Raw genomic sequence first — 24,857 nt, 5'->3', positions numbered from 1 at the left:
TAATCAACTACATACATTTATATGAGAAGAGCGGTTCCTTTGTGCATCTGGCTATCGTTTAATTACATCCTTAAAGGATATTTATATAACAATGAACATACGTAAGAGATGTGATAATTAAGGAGATAATGGAACATACAAAGTTGACAATACACCTTAGGGAAAAGGAGGGAACGAGATGAGAAATTTTTTTGAAGAAAAATATACAAATTTAGAATTTAAGAGAGAACTAATAAATACTATAAGTAAAATCAGTGAATATAAGGGAGCGATAGCGGCATATCAAACTCAAAAACCAGAGATATTTAATCTTTTGGAAAAGAGTATATCACTGCAATATATTAAAACTTTTCCTAATATATATGAAAAGTTTACATTCTCAAATAAACAGTTAAAAAAATTAGTTGATCATCATGCTAGCCCTCAAACATTAGAAGAGGACGCTTTATTTTGTTATTGCAAAACATTAGAACTTGTGCAAAAAGAAAGCCACAAATTACCTATTAAACCGCAAACAATTCAAGAATTGCACTTCCAATTAATGAATTATTCAACTTCTGAAAGTGGTAATTGGAGAAAAAGCGAACTTGTACTATCTTCTATTCCAAAGTTAAAAGATCAATTTAAATTACGTACAGTTGTTTTATATGATATGGTTCCGCAATATTTGTATCATCTATGCGAACAGTATAATGCATTAAGGGCTAAAGGGAATTTTCATCCGCTCCTACTAATTCCTCAATTTATCTTAAATTTCCTATGTATTTATCCATTTAATAAAGGGAATGGCAAGTTAGCAAAAATATTAATTCAATGGTTATTAATTGAAAGTGGATTTACATTTGTAAAATATACATGTATAGATAAATATTTCAAAGAATATGAATCAGATTATTATGATGCTCTGTATAAATCTGCAGCTCACTGGTATCAAGGCGATCATAATGTAGTTTTCTGGATGAAAATTTTTTTAGATATTGTTTTAGTTGCATATAAAGAATTAAATTATGTAATAAAAAATTGTATTAGCACTCATACTAAAAGAAAAAGAATTGAAAAATACATAGACAGACAAGATAATCCTTTTACTAAAGAAAATATTCGAAACATGTATCCAGACATAAGTGAAAGTACTATAAATAAAACATTACACGCTTTAAATTCACAGGGATACATTAAATTAGTTTCTAAAGGTAGAAATGCAACATGGATAAAGCGTAAATTAACTTAGGGTAAAGAACTAGAACACTGGCAAATAATAAACAAGGAGAACCCTAAAAGGGTTCTCCTTGTTTATTATTTGTTAGACTAATGTATCTTTTAGAAGGATAAAGAAGTAAAATAGACTATTTATTAATTGCAATCTAATCATAAAGTTTTGTATCACATCTTTAAGAAAGGCTGGTCTACTCGTTATGATTTTCTAAACCAAATTGTCCCTTTTTACGCATAGTGTAATAAATAGGGAGGCCGAGTGCAGTTAGACCTATTCCACATAAAGCTAGCAGAGGTTGAGTGAATAAGGTATTAATAACAATGAACAATCCGCCAATAATAGCAACTAATGGTATAAAAGGATACAATGGAACTTTATAAGGTCGCACAAGTTCGGGTTCCTTTTTTCGTAAGATGAATACAGCAAGGAATGTCATTGTGTAGAATATCCATATTACAAATACCAACATATCAGTAAGAGTATTGAATCCGCCGACGGCCATCATAATAATTGAAATAAATAGCATAAATAGACCAGAATTATAAGGGACCCGACTATTTTTAGATAATGTAGCAAACCATTTACTAAATGGTAGTTTGTTCTCAATAGCCATGGCATAAGGAATTCGCATTCCTGTCATAATATAACCATTAATTGTTCCAAATACGGAAATTAAAATGCCAATGGTAACTAGTTTTCCTCCCATAGCTCCAAATAGAATTGTAGCTACTTGAGAAGCGGGTGTATCAGTACCTGCGAGCGATGTTGCAGACATGACCATTAGAAACGCGACATTAATTAGTAAATAAACAACCATTACTGTTGATAATCCTAATACGATTGCTTTAGGCAAGTCTTTTTTAGGGTTTTTCATTTCTCCAGCAATATTCCCTACATGAATCCATCCATCATAGGCGAACATTGTTGCGAGTAAACCAGATCCAAGGGCAGATATCATAGATTTGTTCGGCCCTGCCTCAATTGGAAAAAGCTGAAAAGTAACGTCACTTTTGTGTAGTAATCCAAAAATAATAATCAATGCTAATGGAACCAATTTGCATATAGTCGAAGCCATTTGGATTCCACCAGCTGCTTTAGCTCCTAAAAAGTTCATAAGAGTTACAAATGTTGCTGTGATAATTGCAATTGCGATAATTAGCATTTTGTGTTCATTAACATTTAGGCCAAATAAACTAACCGTTTGTGTCCCGAAAATAATAGCAAGAGCTGCAATATTTGCAGGGAAGTATATGACAGTTTGTGCCCAGCCAAGCAAGAAAGCAGTTAAGTTTCCATAAGTCCTCTTTAAATATGCCATCATTCCCCCCGTTTCAGGAATAGCGGCAGATAGTTCAGCAGCAGTTAGTCCTGCGCAAACGGTCAAGATACCACCAATTACCCATGCAAGTAATCCTAGGCTAGCTGTTCCTGTTACTCCATATAATGCAGTGGGCTTGAAAAATACTCCGGCGCCGATAACGGTACCAATAACTGTGGTTAATGCTGCAAAGAAACCAATATCCTTTTTTAGTTGTTGTTGTGACAAAATAATCACTCCCAATTAGAAAAATATATAAATTCTCTTATGAATTCTTTATCCTGTTTGTTAAATTATTTGATAGTATATCCTGTATCCATACAAATAGCCGCCCCTCATCCTTACCAGCTAGAGAATTTGAATACATTTCAGATACTAAATAAAAAAGAAATTAAACGTATAAGTAAAGAAAGTTTAATTTCGCCTCAAATCATGTGAAATTTTTCACATGATTTGAGGCGAGTAAAATTCCATGAATTATACATTAAAAGAAATTCTTTAATTTAACCCGAAACATGAAGTTAAAAACGAGATTTCTTTTATATGAATAATAAGAATAAATGGGGTATTTTAATATTGTGATATAGTAAAATGAAGAATCAAAATTCAAAAGAGAAGATATATTCTTGTGAAGAATATCACAAAGTATTGAGGGATTCAATCATATTTTCGATATAAAATATAGAAAATCAACTAAATAAAACATTTTGTGAAATGTTTCACAAAATTGTTGACCTCTTATTTTTACTAATGGTATCTTGTAGGTGCAATCCAATGTTATAAATTAAATTATATTTGAAAAATATTGTAAGGATGAATATTTAGAATCTTATATTTATCTGACAATAATTAATTTAATTTATAACTCACTCTAAAAAAGGATGTGTAGATATGAAAATTGGTGTAGTGAAAGAGATAAAAAAAGGGGAAGCTCGTGTAGGGATGACTCCAGAAAATGTTCAAAAATTAGTTTCAGCTGGAAATGAAGTTTTAGTACAAAAAGATGCTGGATTAGGTTCTGGTTATACAAATGATGAATATATAAATGCAGGAGCAAGCATAGTAAATCAAGGCCAGGCATGGGATGTTGATATGGTAGTAAAGGTAAAAGAACCACTACCTGCAGAATACCATTACTTTAAAAAGGATCTAATCGTTTGGGGCTTTTTACATCTGGCTGCGTCGAAAGAGTGTGTAGAAGCAATGAGAAATGCTGGTACTACTGCGATTGCTGGTGAAACTATTAGTGAGGATGGAAATTTAGCATTATTAAAACCTATGAGTGCAATTGCTGGAAGACGTGCGGTATTTATGGGAGCTTATTATTTAGAAAAACAACATCAAGGAGAGGGGATTTTATTATCAGGTATTGAGGGAATCCCAGCCGGAAAAGTTGTAATCCTAGGTGGAGGGAATGCTGCAACTAATGCCTGTGATATGGCAATTGGAATTGGATGTAGTGTTACAATCCTAGAGGTTAATCAAGAAAGAATTGCATATTTAAGAAAGCAATACGCAACAGAAGAAGTAAATATAATTGAATCTAATACTGAAAATCTAGAGCGAACGATTAAAGAAGCAGATTTATTTATTTCAACAATTTTAATACCAGGATCTCGCCCTCCTAAAATTGTTAAAGAGTATATGGTTCAATCTATGAAGCCAGGAAGTGTCATTGTGGATATCGCAATAGATCAAGGTGGTACAGTAGAAACTATTAATCATTATACAACTCATGATAATCCTGTATTTATTAAACATGACGTAATTCATTATGCAGTACCAAATATGCCTGGTGCCACCCCACGTACTTCAACTATGGCGTTGGCAAATGGAAATATTGAGTATTTATTAGCAATTTCTAAAGATGGATTAGAAATTGCAATTCAAAATAAATCATCATTAGCATCTGGGGTAAATGTATATAAAGGTATTATTACCTACGAAAATTTAGGTATGACGCTAGGTTTGGACTTTAAAGAATTGAAAGAAGTGTTAGTATGATTACCAAAAAAGTATTGTTAGATATCACTGACATTAAAAAAGCCAAAGAAATTCTTGATGTAAATGCCCGAAAAACACCTTTGGTTAAATCTTTCTATTTAACTAGTAAAACGGGTGGAGAAATTTATTTAAAGCTGGAAAACATGCAGTTAACGGGTTCATTTAAATTTCGTGGTGCATTTAATAAAATTTCCCAACTAACAAATGAAGAGAAAGAACGTGGTGTAATCGCTTGTTCAGCTGGAAATCATGCACAAGGTGTTGCATTATCTTCCCATTTACTAGGAATCAAAAGTAAAATTGTGATGCCAACCTCTGCACCGCAAGCTAAAGTGGATGCGACGAGAGGATATGGTTCTGAAGTTATTTTATACGGTGATACGTTTGATGATGCAAAAGCGAAGTGTGAAGAGATTATAAAAGAAACAGGCGAAACATACCTACATCCATATGATGATGTAGAAGTAATGGCTGGCCAAGGGACAATTGGGTTAGATATTCTGGATGATATGTGGGATGTTGATACTGTTATTGTACCTATTGGTGGAGGAGGAATTATTTCAGGAATTGCTGTAGCGCTGAAATCATTTAATCCCTCCATTAATATTATTGGGGTTCAAGCAGATAATGTTCATGGAATGAAAGCTTCTTATGATGCGGGGAGAATTTTAGAACACTATGAAGCACCAACAATAGCGGATGGTTGTGCGGTAAAAATACCAGGGAATTTAACTTTTGAAATTGTAAAAGACCTAGTAGATGATATTGTAACTGTATCGGAAGAAGAATTAGAAGTAGCAATGAAAGACTTACTGCAACGCGGAAAAGCTGTCGTAGAAGGTGCGGGAGCATTAGCCACAGCCGCTCTTCTGGCAGGAAAAGTTGATAAATATGTACAGGGTAAAAAAGTAGTAGCGGTTATTTCAGGTGGCAATGTGGATTTAAAACGTATTTCAACTGTTTGTGAGCATTTCTTTGTTGCCAATGAGGTAAAATAACGATTCAATAATCTTATAAAATAAAATTATTTTACTTAAGGGGAGCTAGGAGGCGATATCTTAGCTCCTTTTTAAATAAAAGGAGGCGTGTGTTATGGCCAACTTATTTAGGAAAAAATCAGTAAGGAAATTGTTAGAAGATAGTAAAAGTAAGACTTTGACAAAAACGTTGGGCGCATTTGACCTTACCATGCTAGGGATTGGTGCAATAATTGGTACAGGAGTACTTGTATTAACTGGATTAGTAGCCGCAAGAGATGCGGGTCCAGCAGTTATTTTTTCATTTATGATTGCCGCAATTGTTTGTGGGTTTGCAGCCCTATGTTATGCAGAAATCGCATCTGCTCTTCCAGTTTCGGGTAGTGTATACACCTATTCATATGCGACGATTGGTGAGTTTGTAGCCTACTTAATGGGATGGACTTTATTGTCTGTATATATAGTTACAACTGCCGCAGTAGCGGGTGGATGGACAGGCTATTTTCAAAACTTATTAAACGGGTTTGGGATTGAGATACCAAAATCACTTTTAACAATTCCAACACAAGGTGGAATCGTTAACTTACCAGCAGTAATCATTACTTTGTTATTAACTTGGTTATTATCAAAAGGCACGAAAGAAAGTAAGCGAGTGAATAACGCAATGGTATTAATAAAAATTGGTATTGTTGTTTTATTCATTTCAGTTGGTATATTTTACGTGAAACCAGAAAACTGGATTCCGTTTGCACCTTATGGTATAAGCGGAATCTTTGCCGGAGGAGCTGCAGTATTTTTTGCCTTTTTAGGATTTGATGCGTTAGCAACGTCTGCTGAAGAAGTAAAAAATCCACAACGTGATTTACCGATTGGTATTATTGCTTCGTTAGTTATTTGTACAATTATTTATGTTATAGTTTGCCTTGTTATGACTGGTATGGTTTCTTATAAGGAATTAGATGTACCAGAAGCAATGGCCTACGTATTAGAAGTTGTAGGACAAGATAAAGTAGCGGGTATAATCGCAATTGGAGCTGTAATTGGTATTATGGCTGTAATTTTTGCTTACATTTATGCAACAACACGTGTATTCTTTGCGATGAGTCGTGACGGTTTATTACCAAAATCGTTTGCGAAAATTAATAAGAAGACAGAAGCACCAGTATTCTCAACTTGGTTAACAGGTATTGGTAGTGCTTTAATTGCTGGATTTATCGATTTAAAAGAATTAGCGAATTTAGCGAATATTGGAGCGTTATTAACATTTGCGATGGTTGGTGTGTCAGTTATTATTCTTCGTAAAACACATCCAAATTTAAAACGTGGTTTCATGGTACCACTGGTACCAATCTTACCGATTATTTCAATAACATGTTGCTTATTTTTAATGGTAAATCTACCTTTAAAAACCTGGGTTTACTTCGGTATTTGGTTATTTATAGGGATAATAGTATATTTTATATATTCTAAAAGACATAGTCAATTAAACAAACTATAAATGAGATATATCAGTGACAAAGGTACCATGCCCTGCATGTTTGGACAAGTAGGATTCTTCTCATTTGGGATGTACCTTTTTTTTTTATAAAAGATTTAATCAAAAGAACTTGAAAGTTTATGTTATACGTAAAAAAACGGATCTATTTTCAAAATAGATTCGTTTTTTAGGGACATTCCATATTTAAAAGATGTTTGGTTAATATCCGCTTATATTTTTTCCTTTGGGATAGTGAAAATTCTTAAATCTATGAGCAAGAAATCTATCTAAACGCTATCAAGGTGATATTTTGAAATAACAAATAGATATAAAGTACCAAGCATGTACACAATAAGAACAAATAACCCTTTGTATACAAATACACATCAGGAAGCAAAAATATATTTATTTTCTTGTATAGTTAGTTACTAAAAACGAATGGAGAGTATGTGTTTATGAAAATAAACCAGTCAAATCTTAAAGGGGTATGGAAAAAAAGAATATTAATAATTCTTTTGATTGTTTTCGGATTGATTATTGCAGGAGTTAGTTATTGGAACCTTTCACCTACTCCAAAAGCGTTTCTAATAAAAAAAGCATTTGAAGGTGGAATGTTTGTTCAATCGGATAATTATCAAAACGCTTTAAAAGAAACACAAATTGTTAAGGACATCAATTATAATTCTAAATTTCCTGATGGTATATTAGATATTATTTATCCGAAAAACCATCCTGACAAAACACCTGTTATTTTTTGGGTACATGGGGGTGGATTTGTAGGCGGAGATAAATCCGATATCACTGGTTATGCAGTAGAATTGGCAGCTCAGGGTTATACAGTGATAAATATAAATTATGCTCTTGCACCTAAGATGAAATATCCTACACCAGTATTCCAACTTGGTGAGGCTTATGAATATATAAAAGAAAATGCAAAGAAATATAATTTAAAACTTGATCAGGTTTATTTTGCAGGAGATTCTGCTGGAGCACAAATATCTGGACAATTTGTTAATATTCAAACATCTGCCAATTATGCAAGGTTAACTAAAATTGATCCTGTTGTTGAGCCTGCTACAATTAAAGGTACGTTACTATTTTGTGGTCCATATAATATGCCTGCATTAGCTAAAATGGAAACAACTAAAGAAGTACAAGATTTTATGCGTACCACTGGTTGGGCTTACTTTGGGAAAAAGGATTTTGAAACATTACCTGAAATAGAAATTGCTTCTATCATTAAACACGTTACAAAAGATTATCCACCAACATTTATTACAGATGGAAATACTGCATCATTTGAAAATCAAGCCAAAGCATTAGCGTCCGAGTTAGAAAGTAAGAGAGTACCTACAGAAAAACTCTTCTTTGATAGAAATGTTTCTGGTGAGTTGGCTCATGAATTTCAATTTAAAATGAACACACCAGCAGGGCGAGAAACTTTTAATAAAGTTCTTGAATTTTTAAATGAAAATAAATAGTTTGCCTAAAATCGAATACAAAAGTTCAACCATCATTTTAAATTATAAGAACTACGCTATCTTTTCTGTGGAATCCTAGGAAAAGATAGCGTTTTTTTCTCTTAATAACTTACAAAATTAAACTGAAATAGAAAAAAGGAATGAATTATTCGGATGATAGTAAATGTCTTAGTGATTTCAATGTATATATGACAAATCAGTTTGTATTTATTTCCTTGATAGGATTTTACATAATATTAATTTTTTGTGAATTATTAATCTGAAAATAATTTGATTTAAAGTAGTATTCATACGAAATGAATACCTTTATGTAATTTATTTGATTTATAAGATAGTTAAGAATACCAAATCAAAACATAAAAGCTCATTATTGATTGATATTTTATAAAGTTGTATTAATATGTGTCATAAAATAATATCAAAATATAATTATAAATAGAATAAGGGAGGACTATGTAAAAAAGTAATAAATACAAGTTCATAAACTGTTTTTGCACGTAAGTACATGCTAAAGAAACCAAAACTATTAAATTTATTAAGGAAATGAGAGGGAGATACTATGGGGAATAAATCAAAGCATAAAACTAAAAGAATACTTGTAGCTACTGCAACATTAACTATAATTGCTTCTGGAATGGCTTCTTCATCAGATGTCTTTGCAGAGGAAACGCAACAGCAAAAAAGTTTATCGACATCACTGCAAAGTGAAAAGTCAGTTAAATCAGAAAATAGAATATTTACAGTCCCAGGAAAAGGGGATGTTGAGGTACTAAAACAACAGGAAAGAAAAAGTATGGCATTTAGTCCATATGAACCAACTGGTTTATATGCAAAGCCAAATGAACAAATAACGATTAATGTAGAAGGTAATCAAGATATTGAGGTATATATTGGAACGTATTCATATGATGCTTCTTGGAGAGAAGATTCTAAGATAAAATCATTTACATTAAAACCTGGTATAAACACAATCCAATCTCCAAATGGGGGGATGATTTATTTTTATAATAAACAACAAGGAGGTAGCATTCGAACAACAATTACAACAGGTGGAACGACTACGCCTTTCTTTGAACTAGGAAAGCATACAAAACAAGATTTAATAAACATGCTGGACCAGTATCCTAGTGCACATGCAGTGGAGTTAAAAGGCGAACGTGTATTAATTACGGCCAGCCCTGCACGTGTTAAGAAATATTTGTTGGGTTCTAATACAGATCCTGTACAACTCTTAAAAAAGATGGATGAAGCTACTCGAATTCAAGACAAAGTAGCTGGATTATCTGAAGAACAAGTAGATAAACATTATGTTCATTACGTAGAAGAAAATCATTCTCCTGATTATTATATGTATGCAACTTCTTATCGAACAGCATATGTAGGAGACGCAATCCAATACGTGTTAGATATTAATAAATTTATAACAGATGGCTGGGGCCCTTGGCATGAGGCAGGACATTTGAGACAACAATCGCCCTGGAAGTTTTATAATATGACAGAAGTACAAAATAATATATACAGCCTTTCTGTAGAAAAAGCATTTAATCAACCATCCAACTTAGAGAAAAGTGGAATTTATCCAAAAGCATTTCAATATCTAGAACAAGTGAATAAAAATTATGATGAAATTAGCGATGTTTTTGTAAAGCTTGTTATGCTTTGGCAACTACAGTTAGCGTATGGAGAGGATTTCTATCCTAAATTGCATCAATTGTATAGAGACATGCCTTCAAGTGAACTTCCACAAACTGATGAAAATAAAAAACAATTATTTATGATTTCAGCATCAAAAGTAGCCAAACAAAATTTGATTCCTTTCTTTGAGAAGTGGGGATTACATCCAAACAACGATACCATTCAAAAAGTAGCTGCATTAGGATATCCAATTTTAACAGCAGAGATTTGGAAGGGTACAGATTCTAATCCAATTAAACCAGATATGCCTAATGTAAATAATATTTTAGAAGGAAACCAGTTTGCATGGTCGCTGAAAGGGATTGGAGATTTTGAATTCGCAAAAGTAAATTTAAATAAATCAACAGAAGAAATGCAAATAGATTTAAAAGCAGGTGTACCACATAACTACTTTGATAGTACATATGCAAGTATTAAAGTGCAAAACACATCAGGTAAAGTGGTCTATAACAAAGAGATTTATGGAAATAAACAACAAAATGCTGAATCGCAAAAAGTTTCGGTTAAGGTAGGAGACTATATAGAGTTAACACATCTAGAAGGTGTGCATAGAGCTACTATTACAAATGTGGAAAAAAGCATCCAGGAAAGTTTTGGGAACAAAGTGGTGTATGAGATTACAAAAGAGGGATTGAAGAAAGTAGATAAAATTGTTAATCCGGAACCAGATACAGAAGCTCCCACACAGCCACAAGGATTATATGCAAGCAACCTTACTTCTAACAGTGTAGAGCTAAAATGGAATCCGTCTACAGATAATGTAGGTGTAAAAGAATATCAGGTATTACGTGATGGACAATTGATTCAAACCGTACAAGGAACGACATTTACTGATCAAAACTTAACAGTTAATAAGGAATATAAATATGCAGTGAAGGCTGTAGATGCAGCTGGAAATACATCAATTCAAAGTGAAATTCTTCTGGTAAAAACAAAAGATCAAAATGTATCTTATGAGAAATGGGATCCAAAGAAGGCATATACAAAGGGCGATAAAGTTGAACATCAAGGGACAGTGTATGAAGCGGTTCAAAGTCATCAAGGAAATGGGGACCCGAATTGGATATTTGCGTTATCTTTATGGAAACCAATTACAATCAAATAACATGTAAGAATCAGATGTGAAGATAGAACAACATAAAATTGGGGCAGTATTTTAAAGATTTACTGGATGTTGCTTGAATTTTGATAGATTTCTCTACTAAGTTATTATTCAATATTGAACTACTCACCACTTAACGCCCTTACGGACTTTTTGAAGTGGGAGATTCCTGCGAACACCGGTGTATCCACTGGTTATCTTAGCAGGCTCTACCCGTAGTCCCTACGGTGAGAACATAAGTATCTTGTACGTTAACGCACCACACTCCCTACTTTAGCTTGGTTTTCGCAACTTCGGTAAGCATGGGGCGATAGAACGTTGAAGATTTTACGGTTGCAACGTTTTTCTGCAACCAACTCCATATCTTCAGTTTTCAAAGAGCAATCTGTACAAGTAAATGATAACAAACATGTTGGCTTATGCCAACCGACATTCATCTCCCACCTAAAATTGGTGTTTCACACCTTCACATTTTTGAGGAAGGAGTCTTCTGTCGGGAAACAATAAAAATTAGAAAAGGATGTAGATTAGTGATTAGTCAGAAAACGAAGAAAAGATTTAATAAAGTTATTATAATGACCGCAGCATGTAGCATGTTTTCTATGTTTGGAACGTCTATGTTGCACACTAAAGCTGCAACACATTCAGCTGCTCCAGCAGTTTATGTGAGTCCCCAAAATATACCTGTCTCAGATATTATTAGTATAGACTGGTCACCAGTTCAGACTCCACCTTATACGTACTGGGCTGTACACAACTGGAATGCAGGTGGTGAAGCTGGAGGATATGCTGGTTTTCAACAACAAAGTGGGTTTGATGAAAATGGAAAACGTACTTTACATTTTGCCTTATGGGATCCAATTTCCTCTAAAGAAGCAATAAAAGCCGAATACTTATCTCCGAATTCGCAAGCTGGCCCCTTTGGAGGAGAAGGAACAGGAATGAAGGTTCAAACAACTTATGGTTGGAAAGACAACAATTGGTACAGAATGACAATGCGTTCATGGCAAGAAAATGGTCATACCAAATTTGGACAATGGATGAAAGATGTAACAAAGAATAAATGGCATCAAATTGCAATTATGGACTTTCCGGTTGCTAATGTTGCATTTAATCATGGATTAGGAATGTTTCAAGAAGACTGGGCTGATAGTGGACAGAATGTTCGAGAAGCGCGCCTAAAAAATGGTTATAGCCGAAAATTAGTTGATAAACAATGGAGTTCTTGGAATAATCAAAGTATTTCTGGAACGCATGATAATACTTATCAATATGATGGAGGAGCTACTTCAGAATATGTATGGGTCAAAGCAGGAGGTAATACGCAGTCTACTATTGGGTCAGGAAAAATATTCACGCTAAATCAACCTACTCAACCTGAAATAGGAAAATTAGATTTTGATATCCAATCTATATATTATGAAAATGAAAAATTAAATGTATCTTGGAAACTAAAAGAAAATAGTACACCGCAATTTAAGGGGAAAATTGAAATTTATAACAATGAAAATATGACGGGCCAACCTATTAACGTAATTGATGATATTAAATCTTATCAAAATGGAATCAGTCAATCTATATCATTACCAACAAATGCTTATGCAAAAATTGTATTAACGGATATATTTGATCAAACTGTTGAGAAAAAGGTACAAATCAAAAATGAATCTCCAAACATTTTTGAAGGTAATGAATTTGCTTGGTCGCTGAAAGGGATTGGAGATTTTGAATTTGCGAAAGTAAATTTAAATAAATCAACAGAAGAAATGCAAATAGATCTAAAAGCAGGTGTACCACATGACTACTTTGATAGTACATATGCAAGTATTAAAGTGCAAAACACATCAGGTAAAGTGGTCTATAACAAAGAGATTTATGGAAACAAACAGCAAAATGCTGAATCGCAAAAAGTTCCAGTCAAAGTAGGCGATTATATCGAGTTAACACATCTAGAAGGTGTACATAGGGCTACTCTTACAAATGTAGATAATAGTAAACAAGAGAGCTTTGGAAAAAAAGCCATATATGAAGTTACAAAGGAAGGCCTGAAGAAAGTAGAAAAAATGCCAGAAGCAACAATTTTAGAGGGAAACAAGTTTGCGTGGTCATTAAAAGGATATAGTGATAGAGAATTTGCAAAAGTAGATTATGATAAAACGGTAGAAGAGATGAAGGTCAAACTAGAAGCAGGTGTACCACATTCCTACTTTGCTAGTACGTATGCGAGTATTAAGGTCCAGAATTCTTCTGGCAACGTTCTGTACAATAAGGAAATCGTGGGAAATAAACAACAAAATGCTGAAAGCCAAATTGTGCCCGTCAAGGTAGGGGATTACATTGAATTTACCCATATAGAAGGAGAAGCAACAAAGGAAAAAACGCGAGCAACTTTAACTAACCTTGAAAATAACAAAAATGAAACCATTGGAAAGACAGCGAGGTATCAAGTTACAAAAGAAGGCTTGAAGAAAGTAGAGAAAATGCCAGAAACAACGGTTTTAGATGGAAATCAATTCGCTTGGTCATTAAAGGGATATAATGATCGAGAAATCGCGAAAATAGAATATAACAAATCAACAGAAAAAATGCAGATTAAATTAGAAGCGGGTATCCCCCATTCTTATTTTACTAATACGTATGCAAGCATTAAAGTCCAGAATTCATCCGGTAATATTTTGTACAATAAAGACATTATAGGAAATAGACAACAATCTGCTGAGAGCCAAACCGTTTCAGTCAAAGTAGGGGATTGTATTGAGTTTACTCATATAGAGGGAGAAGCACAAAAGGAAAAGACACGCGCCACACTTACTAATCTTGAGAATAGTAAACAGGAGTATATGGGAAAGAAAAGAATATATCAGGTTACCTCTATGGGATTATTAATAAAGTCATAGATTTTACTACAAAAGTTAAATTATAGATTTATATATTATATAAAAATTTTAACCATTATACGCATTAAAAAAATCTCAAGAGAATATAGATTGGCGGGTATAGTATGAACATATTCAAAGGGTTTCTAATTTCATCAATTGCAATGACAACTTTTGTAGGAACAGATCTAATCCTACAAAATGATAGTATTCATAATAAAGTTTATGCTGAATCTTATAATGTCACATACAAGGAAAGAGATTCACAGGAAGAAAGATTAATTGTAAAGTTTAAAAATCAAATTGACTTACCTTATGAAGATGGTATTGAGAAAAGAATAAAAAATGGGGATTATGATAACAATTTAAAGGAGTTATTTTCTGAAAATAAAGAACTTACTTTGAATCGTCTGTTCTCATCTGTAAATCCGATAGAGATTGAAAAGTTATCAGTACACTCTAAATCATTTGCTAATCAATCAGCTAATAATTTATTAAATTATTATATTGTACAAGCTCCTAATAACATAGAAATAGAGTTGTTACTGAAAAAATTTGAAACATCACCTCTTGTAGAGGAGGCTTATATACAAGAAAAACAAATTTTGACACCCCCTGAAATACAGGTACAAGATTTATCTGTTAATCCGTACGATGATCCTAGATTTAAAAATCAAGGATATCTTGAAGCGGCACCAAAGGGAATTAATGCCTCGCATGCTTGGAGCATTAAGGGTGGTGACGGGAAGGGTACAACTTTTGTGGATATGGAATATGGGTGGTTATTGAACCATGAGGATTTAGTCAATAAAAATATAAAGCTTATGTCTGGACAAAATATAAGCCAGCATAGAGCTCATGGTACTTCAGTTTTAGGAATTGTTTCATCCGAAGATAATCAAATTGGAAATATTGGAATTGCACCAAAAGCAAATGTAAAAGTAATATCCCAAATTAGGGATAATGGAATTTATAATACAGCAGATGCTATTTTAAGTGCTGTACATAATTTACAATCAGGGGATGTTCTTTTATTAGAGGCACAAGCTTCATATGATGGGTATGGGGATAAATATTTACCTGTAGAAGTACATCCAGATATTTTTGATGCAATTCGTGTTGGTGCAGATAAAGGGATTATTATTATAGAAGCTGGCGCAAATGGTTCAAACGACTTAGATAATTTTAAAGATCGTAATGGAAAAAAGATCTTAAATCGAAATAGTCCAGACTTCAAGGATTCAGGTGCTATTATGGTTGGGGCGGGATCATCAACTGTTCCACATAAACGTTTATGGTTTTCAAATTATGGAAGTCGATTAGATGTATATGGATGGGGAGAAAATGTTGATACAACATCAGCAAATCCAAATCAAAATACTACAAATTTATATACATCAACATTTAGTGGAACATCAAGTGCTTCACCAATTATTGCCGGGGCAGCAACTTCGATTCAAGGTATTGCTAAAGAACATCGAGGTTCTCCTTATACACCAGCCGAATTAAGAAATATTTTAAGTAATCCAAATACAGGAACACAATCTCAAGATCCTTGGAATGATAGAATAGGTGTTTTACCTGATTTAAAATCTATATTAAATAACTTAGGTTTTAATTCAGATATACCGAACTCTTCTAGTATTTTAGAAGGAAAGCAGTTTGCATGGTCACTAAAAGGAATTAGTGATTTTGAGTTTGCAAAAATTAATTTCAATAAGTCAACAGAAGAAATGCAAATCGACTTAAAAGCAGGCGTACCGCATCATTATTTTAATGAAACGTATGCGAGTATTAAAGTACAAAATGCAACAGGAAAAGTAGTATACAATAAAGACATTTATGGAAACAAACAACAAAATGCTGAAGCGCAAAGAGTTCCAGTCAAAGTAGGCGATTATATCGAGTTAACACATCTAGAAGGTGTACATAGGGCTACTCTTACAAATGTAGATAATAGTAAACAAGAGAGCTTTGGAAAAAAAGCCATATATGAAGTTACAAAGGAAGGCCTGAAGAAAGTAGAAAAAATGCCAGAAGCAACAATTTTAGAAGGAAACAAGTTTGCGTGGTCATTAAAAGGATATAGTGATAGAGAATTTGCAAAAGTAGATTATGATAAAACGGTAGAAGAGATGAAGGTAAAACTAGAAGCAGGTGTACCACATTCCTACTTTGCTAGTACGTATGCGAGTATTAAGGTCCAGAATTCTTCTGGCAACGTCCTGTACAATAAGGAAATCGTGGGAAATAAACAACAAAATGCTGAAAGTCAAACTGTGCCCGTGAAAATAGGGGATTACATTGAACTTACTCATATAGAAGGGGAAGCAACAAAGGAAAAAACGCGAGCGACTTTAATTAACCTTGAAAATAACAAAAATGAAACCATTGGAAAGACAGCAAGATATCAAGTGACAAAAGAAGGCCTGAAGAAAGTAGAAAAAATGCCAGAAACAACAGTTTTAGATGGAAATCAATTTACCTGGTCTTTAAAGGGGTATAATGATCGAGAAATCGCAAAAGTAGAGTATAACAAAGCAACAGAAAAAATGCAGATTAAATTAGAAGCGGGTATCCCCCATTCCTATTTTACTAGTACGTATGCAAGCATTAAAGTCCAGAATTCATCCGGTAATATTTTGTACAATAAAGACATTATAGGAAATAGACAACAATCTGCTGAGAGCCAAACCGTTTCAGTCAAAGTAGGGGATTATATTGAGTTTACTCATATAGAGGGAGAAGCACAGAAGGAAAAGACCCGTGCCACACTTACTAATCTTGAGAATAGTAAACAGGAATTTGTAGGCAAGAAAAAAACATATCAAGTTACTCCTACAGGATTATTAATAAAATAGATAAAAAGGATGTCTAAAAAAATAGTGTTTTTTAGACATCCTTTTTTATTATTAAAAAACGTTAATTATTAATAGTGATGTAGGATGAATTCTATAGCCCCACTAACTATTATATATACTCAAAAAATCAAGTTATAGCTAATGTTCCAAGGATTGACACATCTATTCTTAGTTAATCATGTTATACTTTTCACAAATGAAATGCTACAATATCAAATCCTAGTTTTATGACATCCTTCTGTTGCCACAGTTTATAAAAGGTCAATTCCAATGGGATTGACTTTTTATAGTTGTAGCACAAAGTTATAAACGCCCATATTTATTATAAGATAAATGTTGTAATTTCACGTACCTCATTTATGAATGTATAAATAATTACAATAAATATTATTCTATATGTAGCTTTGCGATATGTAACTGTTAAATAGATAATATTTAACCTTCTCGTGATATTTTAAATTAAGGTTAAAAGAAAGGAACGTAAAATAAAGTAATTCGTTAATATATAAGGATATTAATAATAATTTGTGGGAAATTGAAGAACTAAGGTATATGATTGTGATTTTTTTCACAATCATATACCTTAGTTCTTCAAAATTATTTCAAAAGGAGGTTATAAACAATGAAAAGAATTATAACACTGAGCACTTGTAAACTGCAAGATACTATAAAACATGGTGGGTGTGGTGCATGTCAGACATCTTGTCAGTCTGCTTGTAAAACCTCATGTGGAGTTGCAAATCAAAAGTGTGAAAATACAATAAATAGGAAACAAGAAGTATAGTATTCAATTATATTTTATTTAGGTGGCAATCTTTATGAAAAAGGAGTTTGGTTATCCAGTATGATTCATCAATATAAATTAAATGGATACAATATCGTGTTAGATACTTATAGCGGATCCGTACATGTCGTTGACGATCTTGCTTATGAAATAATTATGCTATATCAGAATACTCCTATGGAAGAAATCCTGTCAATAATGCAGGAAAAGTATAAATATGATTTCCACGTTTCCAAGAAGGAAATTCGAGAAACAATTGCGGATATTGAAGAACTAAAAAGAGATGGGAAGCTTTTTACCGAAGATGATTATAGGGACCTTTCAATTGATTTGATAAATCGTCCCACTTATGTAAAAGCTCTTTGCCTTAATGTAGCGCATACATGTAATCTGTCGTGTGAATACTGCTTTGCTAGCCAAGGAAAATACAATGGAAATAGAGCCATAATGAGTTTTGAAGTTGGAAAAAGAGCCATAGATTTTCTATTAGAAAACTCAGGTAATCATCGAAATCTCGATGTTGATTTTTTTGGTGGGGAGCCACTCATGGCGTGGAAAACTGTCAAACAGATTGTCGCCTATGCAAGAAATAAAGAAAAAGAGTACAAAAAAACTTTTCGTTTTACCTTTACTACAAATGGTATGCTGCTTAATGATGAAATTACTGAATTCTTAAATCAAGAAATGCACAATGTTGTATTAAGCCTTGATGGAAGAAAAAAAGTTCATGATTATCTTCGTAAAACTGTCAATGGGAAAGGTAGCTATAATCATATCGTTCCAAAGTTCCAGGAGTTTGTTGAGAAGCGTGGAGATAAAGAATACTATGTACGTGGAACCTATACCCATAATAATGTTGATTTTACCAATGATATTTATCACATCGCTGACTTAGGTTTTAACAAAATCTCAATGGAACCTGTTATCTGTAATCCCCAAGAACCATATGCGCTCTGTGAAGAAGACCTGCTGGAAATTTACAATCAGTATGAAATTCTCTCGAAAGAAATGCTAAACCGTGAGGAAAAAGGAAATGGTTTTACATTTTATCATTACATGCTCGACCTTTCAGAAGGTCCGTGCGTTCAAAAGAGAATTTCTGGTTGCGGTTCTGGGACTGAATATCTAGCTATTACCCCGTGGGGGGAGATATTTCCTTGTCATCAGTTTGTGGGAGAAGAAGAATATAGTATGGGGAATATATGGGATGGCATTACAAAAGCAGAGATACAGTCTCAGTTTAAGGAAAGTAATTGCTATTCAAAACCGGAATGTCAGGAATGTTGGGCACAGCTTTACTGTAGTGGCGGTTGTCCAGCTAATACAATACATGCAACGGGTTCTCTTAAGGGAACACATGAGTTCAGCTGTAAAATCTTCCGAAAGAGAATAGAGTGTTCTATGATGGTTAAAGTAGTTCAATCCATTAGAGCTATGAAGAAGGAAGAGCAAGGCATGGTTCAGTAAATAAAAAAGTGCACAAGTGTTGTTATAGCATAAATTTATAAAGATAGTTACAAACAAGAATTCTTTAGTCCAATTTAGAATAAATGAGTTTAAAAGAAGATAGCCATTTGTAATGGCTGTCTTCTTTTGTAAAAAATATATAATTTATTCAATTATTTTTTCGATAACAGGCATAACAGCGATTGGTGGAATAGAGTGAGTCCATCCTACGGAAAATATATTTAGTTTTTCACCTACGCTATAGTTATCCTTGCTAGTAATAGGAACACGTAAAATTTTATTCTGAGAAGCTAATTCCCACCAATTATTTTGATAAGAAAGTGCCTCCTCTTTTGTATTAGTGTCAGCTACAACTAAATAATTATCATCTGCTGAAATAACATATCCAGTAAAAGGTATCTGTATTCTTACTTGTTCTTCCTTAATAGGAGTAGGATTACTTATAGAATCTGCGGAAGTAGGAGTTAATCCGAAAACTAATCCACATCCTAGCGTCAGAGTGGTAACCACTGTTACTAATTTTTGTTTTTTTGAAAACATAATATAAATCCCCCTTATATTTTATCCGTACACCATCACCTTTCTATTTTTTATATAGAAAGCCTTTTTATATCCCTAAATTTAACAATTATGTCACAAATAATCCATTGTTTTTTCAAATGGGTATTATTTAAAGATAATATATGTTATAATTCACCAAATTAACTATTAATTTTACCTCTATTTTCTAGTGAATATATATTTTTGAAAAGAATGATAGCGCTATCTTTTGTGAATGTTCCTATTTGCATGATTACCTAATTTTTATGTACAATAAAGAAAAGAGAGTTTCTTAGACAGGAAGAGGAAAGTCATGACCAAGTCATTAGTAAATTTACGAATTGATTTTGCTTTTAAGCAATTATTTGGGACAAGTGGTAGTGAGGATATTCTTATCACATTTTTAAATGCCATGCTAAAGAATTCATTAGAATCACCTATTATGTCACTACAATTAGAGGATCCACATTTACATCGAGAACACGAGGATGATAAATTATCAATTTTAGATGTCTCAGCCACATTAGACACAGGTACTAAAGTAAACGTAGAAATTCAGCTGAATAATAATCACGACATGATTAAACGAAGTTTGTATTACTGGGGTAAATTATATACTTCACAGTTACAAAAAGGGATGCCTTACAGCTCTCTTAGTAAAACAATTACTATTAATTTGTTAAACTTCGTACTTTTTCCCGAATATGAGGAATTTCATACAACGGGAAAGCTATGGAATGTACAACAGCAAAAGCAGTTTAGTGATGATATAGAGATTCATGTTATAGAGCTTCCTAAACTAATGGAACAATGGCGGGAAGAGAAAGTTAATCCGTGGGAAGATTCATTTGTTCGTTGGCTGTTATTACTTCCGGCAAATGAAGATGAACACTTAACTCAAACATTGGAGGACATTGCGATGAATCAAGATCCGATTTTACAAAAAGCAATGAATAAGTGGGAGCGAATGAGTCAAGATTCGACATTCCGACAAGCCTATGAAGCGAGGGAAAAAACCCTAATGGATGAAGCTGCAAAGTTTGCTCACGCAGAGGAGCAAGGAATCAAAAAAGGTATTGAAAAGGGTATTGAAGAAGGCAAAAAAGCCGAACGTATACAATTGGTATGTGGTATGTATAAAAACGGAATGTCTGTAGAGGATATTGCCAAATTTACGAAGTTACCTATAGAAGAAATAAGAGAAATTATCCAATTATAAATAAAAAAGAACACCTACAGCATTTTGAAGTGAACCCCGAAAACGGGACACCAATCAAAACACCTAAACCACTTGTTCCCTAAATTCTTTAGGGGATAGGTGGTTTAATTTTTCTTGAATTCGCACACAATTGTAGTAATGAATGTATTCTAGCACAATCTTTCGCACAGTTGTGTTGGATACTTTTGTTATCTTTTGTGAATAGAAAGCTTCACTTTTTAAATGACCAAAGAAGCTTTCCATGACGGCATTATCATGGCAATTTCCTCTCCGGGACATGCTGGTGATCATGCCGTTTTCTTTGGCATACGCTTGAAATTCTTTTGCTGTATAAATACTTCCTTGATCCGAGTGAAGAAGGACATCTTTTACTTTTCGCCCTCTCATTGCTTGTTTCAATGTTTTCATCGCTAATGTCAGTGTTTGTGATTCGCTGATGACACAACTAATAATTTCACGATTAAAGGCATCCATGATCGTTGATACATACAAGGTACGCTCTCCAAATAAGAGATACGTCACATCCGTAAACCACTTTTCATTTGGTTTGGATGCATCGAATTGGCGCTCCAATCGATGAGGGGCTACCATTGGTTCCGCACCATTGATATATTTCTTTTTCTTTCGACGCACTTTGGAAAGAATATGATTTTGTCTCATGATTCGTAATACTTTTTTATGATTGACACACAGTCCCATTTTTCGAAGAGTAGCGGTCACTCTTCGATATCCATACCGGAATTTATGCCTAAGACAGACGTCCTTTACTTTTTCTTCTATATCATCTTTCAGATCTTCCGTTCGTTGTAACCAACGATAAAATGTAGAACGGGGTAATTCTAATACGTTACACAAGTCTTTTACCGTTATTTTTGTTTGTACATTTCTCCATAAAGTAACTACAGTTTCTGGTTTCAGCCCCTTTCGATTTCCAGATACTTTCCCCATACAAGTAATTTTGTTTTTAGATGTTTATTTTCTAAACGTAGCTGTTCTAATTCACTGAGCTCTTTTGGTCCTTTTCCATAAGAATATTGTTTTCCTACAGGTTGTTGAAAACGGTACGATACCACTTCACCCACGTCTTAATTTGGGAAACATTTTTAATTCCAAGCTTCTCCATAATTGTCCGATTGGAATATCCATCCTTTTTCATTTCAATCACTTTCCACTTTACTTCTTCTGGGTAATGAACTCTTGTCTTCAAACGAAAAACACCTCCAATGAATTTGCATACTTAGTATGCGAATTCAGGAGGTGTTTTTTTCATGTACCACTATTCGGGTTCACTTCATTTGTAGGTGTTCTTTTATATGACCAATAATGTCCGGAGTATAATTATTAGTTGATGTGTCGTCAGGAAAATAAAAATTTACAACATTAAATATTTTTTTAAAGAACTTACATGGATTCTATCTTAAATACATGCTCTATATTCCATCATAATATTGTTAATAATTGTTTGGACGGGCAAAATCTCTTTGATTTCATTTACTCGTGCACCTGCGAAAACAAGACCATTTTCACAATCACCATCCATAGAGGTTATCAAAGAATCTAGCGTGCAGAAACGATAAGAACAGTTTTTTAAGCAATTTATACACTTTTTTATTTTTATCTTTTTATTATTATCAGCTATTAATTTAGTAAAGTTATTTTTAACCGCACGACCTTGGAGCCCGACAGTTGTTTTGACTAATATAGTATCTTCTAATCGAGCATTTATATATTTTTCCTTAAAGGATAGTGGTGCGTCACACTCATTACTTGCAACGAATCTTGTACCCATTTGCACACCAGATGCACCCATTTTTAAGGCATGCGCAATATCTTTTCCAGTCATAATTCCTCCAGCAGCAATTACGGGAATTTCGACTGCTGCAACTACTTCCGGTAATATATCGAATAAAGGTCGATCGGTACCCAGATGACCTCCTGCTTCATGACCCTCTACTACAACAGCGGCCGCACCCAAGCGTTCAGATAATCTAGCGAGTTTGGCTGAGGATACTATTGAAATAACTGGTATGTCAGCATTTTTTCCCCAAGTATACATATCTCGTGAAATGCCAGCACCAGATATGATGAAATCAACTTTTTCCTCAATAGCCGCTTTCATTTTTTCAGCAAAATCATTCATTGCAAAAAGGACATTTACTCCAATATAACCAGTATTCTGGATCTTTTCTTTCGCCTTCCTAATATGCATTCTCATTTCATCTATGGAAATACCAGTTCCTGATATAATCCCAATTCCTCCAGCATTTGCAACTGCAGATGCAAGTTTACTTAATGAAATGCCTACGCCCATTCCTCCCTGCATAATTGGGACCTTTGGCATCATATGACCGATTTTTAATTGTGGAAAGTTCAAGTAAATACCCCATTTCATTAATGTTATTAGAGTAGATCTGTTAAACCCTCTCAGTTTAACACAGTGCTTGGAACAAACACTAGGAAATTAATACCTACTACTAGTAGTTTGTATTGTTTTTTGTTGGTTTTCACAAAATGTTCAAATAGTGCGCTATAAACTTTAGAATAATATCAAATGTATATTTAGGCTTCTGGATAAAAAAACAATGAAATTTAGATTTTCTAATAAAAAATGTCTTTAAAGAATTGATTTGTCAAAAATGAAGTGGGATGTAATCATTAATTATTTTAAGTGGGGATATAAACAGAGCTAAATAGAAATTTATATTCTTTTTAATAAAAGGACTTTTTGTATTATAAGTGTTAAATAATCATTAGTTATAAAGGGAAAAATCTATGTTTTTAGTAATCTACACAATTGGATTAGAGACAATTAGATGTGCAGTCCATTTTAGAGGTATTAAATATCAATATTCCAAAAATCTTGATAATCAATATGCTTATCAAATTTTTTTAGTATTCTAATGATTTTAGTTGCAGATGTTAAAGTGGGAATACGATCCTTTTTATTTGCTAAATCACTTATCAGAGATTTACTTAATCCAGTTCTTTGTACAAGCCATTGTTGTTTGATTCCTCTGTGATCTAAATACTCCCCAAATGGAGTTCTTTTTTTTCCTAGACCAAACATAAAGAATCCCTCCTAATTAAAAATAGCGTATAAATAGCTTGTACAAAATTCCATAAATTTAAACTTTTGTCCATAAATATGGAATTATAATATAGAACAAATCATAGAATAATATAAATAAAATGAAAAAATATGGAATAATTTTGAGGAATCTAGCATTCATAGTAATAGCTACAAGTTGCTGATACACTATCCTAATGGCAACTTGTTGCAAAGGGTATTACTAAAATAAAAAAATCTGAAACTCCTTACGTCAGAAGGATCTTCAGATTTTTTCTTTTTTAAACTTTTAATTTATAGATACGTATTTTATAGATTATTATGCATAATATGGCGAATGAGTAGAATGGATTATCTGCTTATATAGTTTAATCGACCTTGTCACTAAGCATATAAATCTGTTTTAGATATGATGAAAGGAAATACTAACAAAAAATGTGAAATCCGAAATCAGTCATATCTGGTCCAGTATACTCATCATTTTCTACCCAGCTGTTAAGTTATCAGTTTGTAGTGAAAAAAGTACAGTCGGCCAGTTTGTGTAACAAAAAATATTTCTATCCCGTATCCAAATTTAGTTACTTTTTCACTGAGATGACTAGGCTTGTAGGATTCATATTATTTTCTAATAGATGCTCCACATGCAAAATACCAAAAAAGCCCGTCAACGCCAAACTTACTGTCAGTGTGAAAGGATAATAGGTCTTATTGTCGCGGTAAAGCTAATTATAATAAAACAACTTTAATATCTCTGTACCCCAAATTATGTTTGG

Annotated in this window: 15 protein-coding genes and 1 pseudogene; 11 read left to right on the top strand and 5 right to left on the bottom strand. The window is 33.2% G+C overall.

Features of this window, described 5'->3' with window-relative positions:
• Window positions 1-178: 178 nt before the first annotated feature.
• Window positions 179-1,231 (top strand): Fic family protein, encoded by a 1,053-nt coding sequence (locus tag MR160_RS16675; protein WP_001243463.1) that lies wholly within the window; start codon window positions 179-181, stop codon window positions 1,229-1,231.
• Between the two features lie 175 nt (window positions 1,232-1,406).
• On the opposite strand, the gene MR160_RS16670 is transcribed toward MR160_RS16675, so the two are convergent.
• Window positions 1,407-2,762 carry an APC family permease gene (locus MR160_RS16670; RefSeq protein WP_000082758.1) on the bottom strand — a complete coding sequence of 452 codons (1,356 nt, stop codon included), beginning with the start codon at window positions 2,760-2,762 and terminating at the stop codon, window positions 1,407-1,409.
• A 663-nt stretch (window positions 2,763-3,425) separates the two neighbouring features.
• On the opposite strand from MR160_RS16670, the gene ald reads away from it, so the two are divergent.
• From ald to scfB, 9 genes are all read left to right on the top strand, one after another.
• Window positions 3,426-4,538 (top strand): alanine dehydrogenase, encoded by a 1,113-nt coding sequence (gene ald / locus MR160_RS16665; protein ID WP_242297770.1) that lies wholly within the window; start codon window positions 3,426-3,428, stop codon window positions 4,536-4,538.
• Window positions 4,535-5,536 (top strand): bifunctional threonine ammonia-lyase/L-serine ammonia-lyase TdcB, encoded by a 1,002-nt coding sequence (tdcB, locus tag MR160_RS16660; protein WP_000628924.1) that lies wholly within the window; start codon window positions 4,535-4,537, stop codon window positions 5,534-5,536. The genes ald and tdcB overlap by 4 nt, the downstream gene beginning before the upstream one ends.
• Before the next feature lie 94 nt (window positions 5,537-5,630).
• The gene (locus MR160_RS16655; RefSeq protein ID WP_001284904.1) at window positions 5,631-7,013 is read left to right on the top strand and encodes an amino acid permease; all 1,383 of its coding nucleotides are present in this window, start codon (window positions 5,631-5,633) and stop codon (window positions 7,011-7,013) included.
• 434 nt (window positions 7,014-7,447) lie between these two features.
• Window positions 7,448-8,473: an alpha/beta hydrolase gene (locus MR160_RS16650; RefSeq protein WP_000700712.1), complete on the top strand. Its 1,026-nt coding sequence runs from the start codon at window positions 7,448-7,450 to the stop codon at window positions 8,471-8,473.
• A gap of 559 nt (window positions 8,474-9,032) precedes the next feature.
• Window positions 9,033-11,273 (top strand): M60 family metallopeptidase, encoded by a 2,241-nt coding sequence (locus MR160_RS16645; protein WP_003256157.1) that lies wholly within the window; start codon window positions 9,033-9,035, stop codon window positions 11,271-11,273.
• A gap of 527 nt (window positions 11,274-11,800) precedes the next feature.
• Complete coding sequence (locus tag MR160_RS16640; protein WP_043333206.1) at window positions 11,801-14,167, top strand: putative mucin/carbohydrate-binding domain-containing protein; 2,367 nt, start codon at window positions 11,801-11,803, stop codon at window positions 14,165-14,167.
• Window positions 14,168-14,271: 104 nt separating this feature from the next.
• The gene (locus tag MR160_RS16635; RefSeq protein WP_043333208.1) at window positions 14,272-17,007 is read left to right on the top strand and encodes a putative mucin/carbohydrate-binding domain-containing protein; all 2,736 of its coding nucleotides are present in this window, start codon (window positions 14,272-14,274) and stop codon (window positions 17,005-17,007) included.
• Between the two features lie 622 nt (window positions 17,008-17,629).
• The gene (gene scfA / locus MR160_RS16630) at window positions 17,630-17,791 is read left to right on the top strand and encodes a six-cysteine ranthipeptide SCIFF (protein ID WP_000821353.1); all 162 of its coding nucleotides are present in this window, start codon (window positions 17,630-17,632) and stop codon (window positions 17,789-17,791) included.
• 60 nt (window positions 17,792-17,851) lie between these two features.
• A complete protein-coding gene (scfB, locus tag MR160_RS16625) occupies window positions 17,852-19,258 on the top strand; it encodes a thioether cross-link-forming SCIFF peptide maturase (RefSeq protein WP_097982124.1) in 1,407 nt (468 codons plus the stop codon).
• A 144-nt stretch (window positions 19,259-19,402) separates the two neighbouring features.
• On the opposite strand, the gene MR160_RS16620 is transcribed toward scfB, so the two are convergent.
• Window positions 19,403-19,798, bottom strand: coding sequence for a DUF3221 domain-containing protein (locus tag MR160_RS16620; protein WP_000491774.1), 396 nt, complete (start codon window positions 19,796-19,798; stop codon window positions 19,403-19,405).
• A 313-nt stretch (window positions 19,799-20,111) separates the two neighbouring features.
• Between MR160_RS16620 and MR160_RS16615 the strand changes: the two genes are divergently transcribed.
• On the top strand, window positions 20,112-21,017 hold the full coding sequence (locus tag MR160_RS16615; RefSeq protein ID WP_000167466.1) for an Rpn family recombination-promoting nuclease/putative transposase: 906 nt from the start codon (window positions 20,112-20,114) through the stop codon (window positions 21,015-21,017).
• A gap of 63 nt (window positions 21,018-21,080) precedes the next feature.
• Here MR160_RS16615 and MR160_RS16610 read toward each other — a convergent pair.
• The 3 genes and pseudogenes from MR160_RS16610 to MR160_RS16600 all read right to left on the bottom strand — a co-directional run bounded on the left by MR160_RS16610 (window position 21,081) and on the right by MR160_RS16600 (window position 24,084).
• A pseudogene (locus MR160_RS16610) lies at window positions 21,081-22,224 on the bottom strand (IS3 family transposase).
• Between the two features lie 210 nt (window positions 22,225-22,434).
• Window positions 22,435-23,409 (bottom strand): NAD(P)H-dependent flavin oxidoreductase, encoded by a 975-nt coding sequence (locus MR160_RS16605; protein ID WP_242297768.1) that lies wholly within the window; start codon window positions 23,407-23,409, stop codon window positions 22,435-22,437.
• Between the two features lie 444 nt (window positions 23,410-23,853).
• Window positions 23,854-24,084, bottom strand: coding sequence for a helix-turn-helix domain-containing protein (locus MR160_RS16600; RefSeq protein WP_000467334.1), 231 nt, complete (start codon window positions 24,082-24,084; stop codon window positions 23,854-23,856).
• Window positions 24,085-24,857 lie beyond the last annotated feature (773 nt).

The organism is Bacillus cereus group sp. BfR-BA-01382 (assembly GCF_022663475.1).
GTDB lineage: Bacteria > Bacillota > Bacilli > Bacillales > Bacillaceae_G > Bacillus_A > Bacillus_A thuringiensis_S.
The sequence above is the reverse complement of the archived record's forward strand: the minus strand, read 5'-3'. Positions and strand labels throughout refer to the sequence as shown.

Excerpts from the sequence above, each read along its gene's own strand:
- MR160_RS16675 (WP_001243463.1), top strand. The coding sequence starts at position 179 with ATGAGAAATTTTTTTGAAGAAAAATATACAAATTTAGAATTTAAGAGA.
- ald (WP_242297770.1), top strand. The coding sequence starts at position 3,426 with ATGAAAATTGGTGTAGTGAAAGAGATAAAAAAAGGGGAAGCTCGTGTA.
- tdcB (WP_000628924.1), top strand. The coding sequence starts at position 4,535 with ATGATTACCAAAAAAGTATTGTTAGATATCACTGACATTAAAAAAGCC.
- MR160_RS16655 (WP_001284904.1), top strand. The coding sequence starts at position 5,631 with ATGGCCAACTTATTTAGGAAAAAATCAGTAAGGAAATTGTTAGAAGAT.
- MR160_RS16650 (WP_000700712.1), top strand. The coding sequence starts at position 7,448 with ATGAAAATAAACCAGTCAAATCTTAAAGGGGTATGGAAAAAAAGAATA.
- MR160_RS16645 (WP_003256157.1), top strand. The coding sequence starts at position 9,033 with ATGGGGAATAAATCAAAGCATAAAACTAAAAGAATACTTGTAGCTACT.
- MR160_RS16635 (WP_043333208.1), top strand. The coding sequence starts at position 14,272 with ATGAACATATTCAAAGGGTTTCTAATTTCATCAATTGCAATGACAACT.
- scfA (WP_000821353.1), top strand. The coding sequence starts at position 17,630 with ATGAAAAGAATTATAACACTGAGCACTTGTAAACTGCAAGATACTATA.
- scfB (WP_097982124.1), top strand. The coding sequence starts at position 17,852 with ATGATTCATCAATATAAATTAAATGGATACAATATCGTGTTAGATACT.
- MR160_RS16620 (WP_000491774.1), bottom strand. The coding sequence starts at position 19,798 with ATGTTTTCAAAAAAACAAAAATTAGTAACAGTGGTTACCACTCTGACG.
- MR160_RS16615 (WP_000167466.1), top strand. The coding sequence starts at position 20,112 with ATGACCAAGTCATTAGTAAATTTACGAATTGATTTTGCTTTTAAGCAA.
- MR160_RS16605 (WP_242297768.1), bottom strand. The coding sequence starts at position 23,409 with ATGAAATGGGGTATTTACTTGAACTTTCCACAATTAAAAATCGGTCAT.
- MR160_RS16600 (WP_000467334.1), bottom strand. The coding sequence starts at position 24,084 with ATGTTTGGTCTAGGAAAAAAAAGAACTCCATTTGGGGAGTATTTAGAT.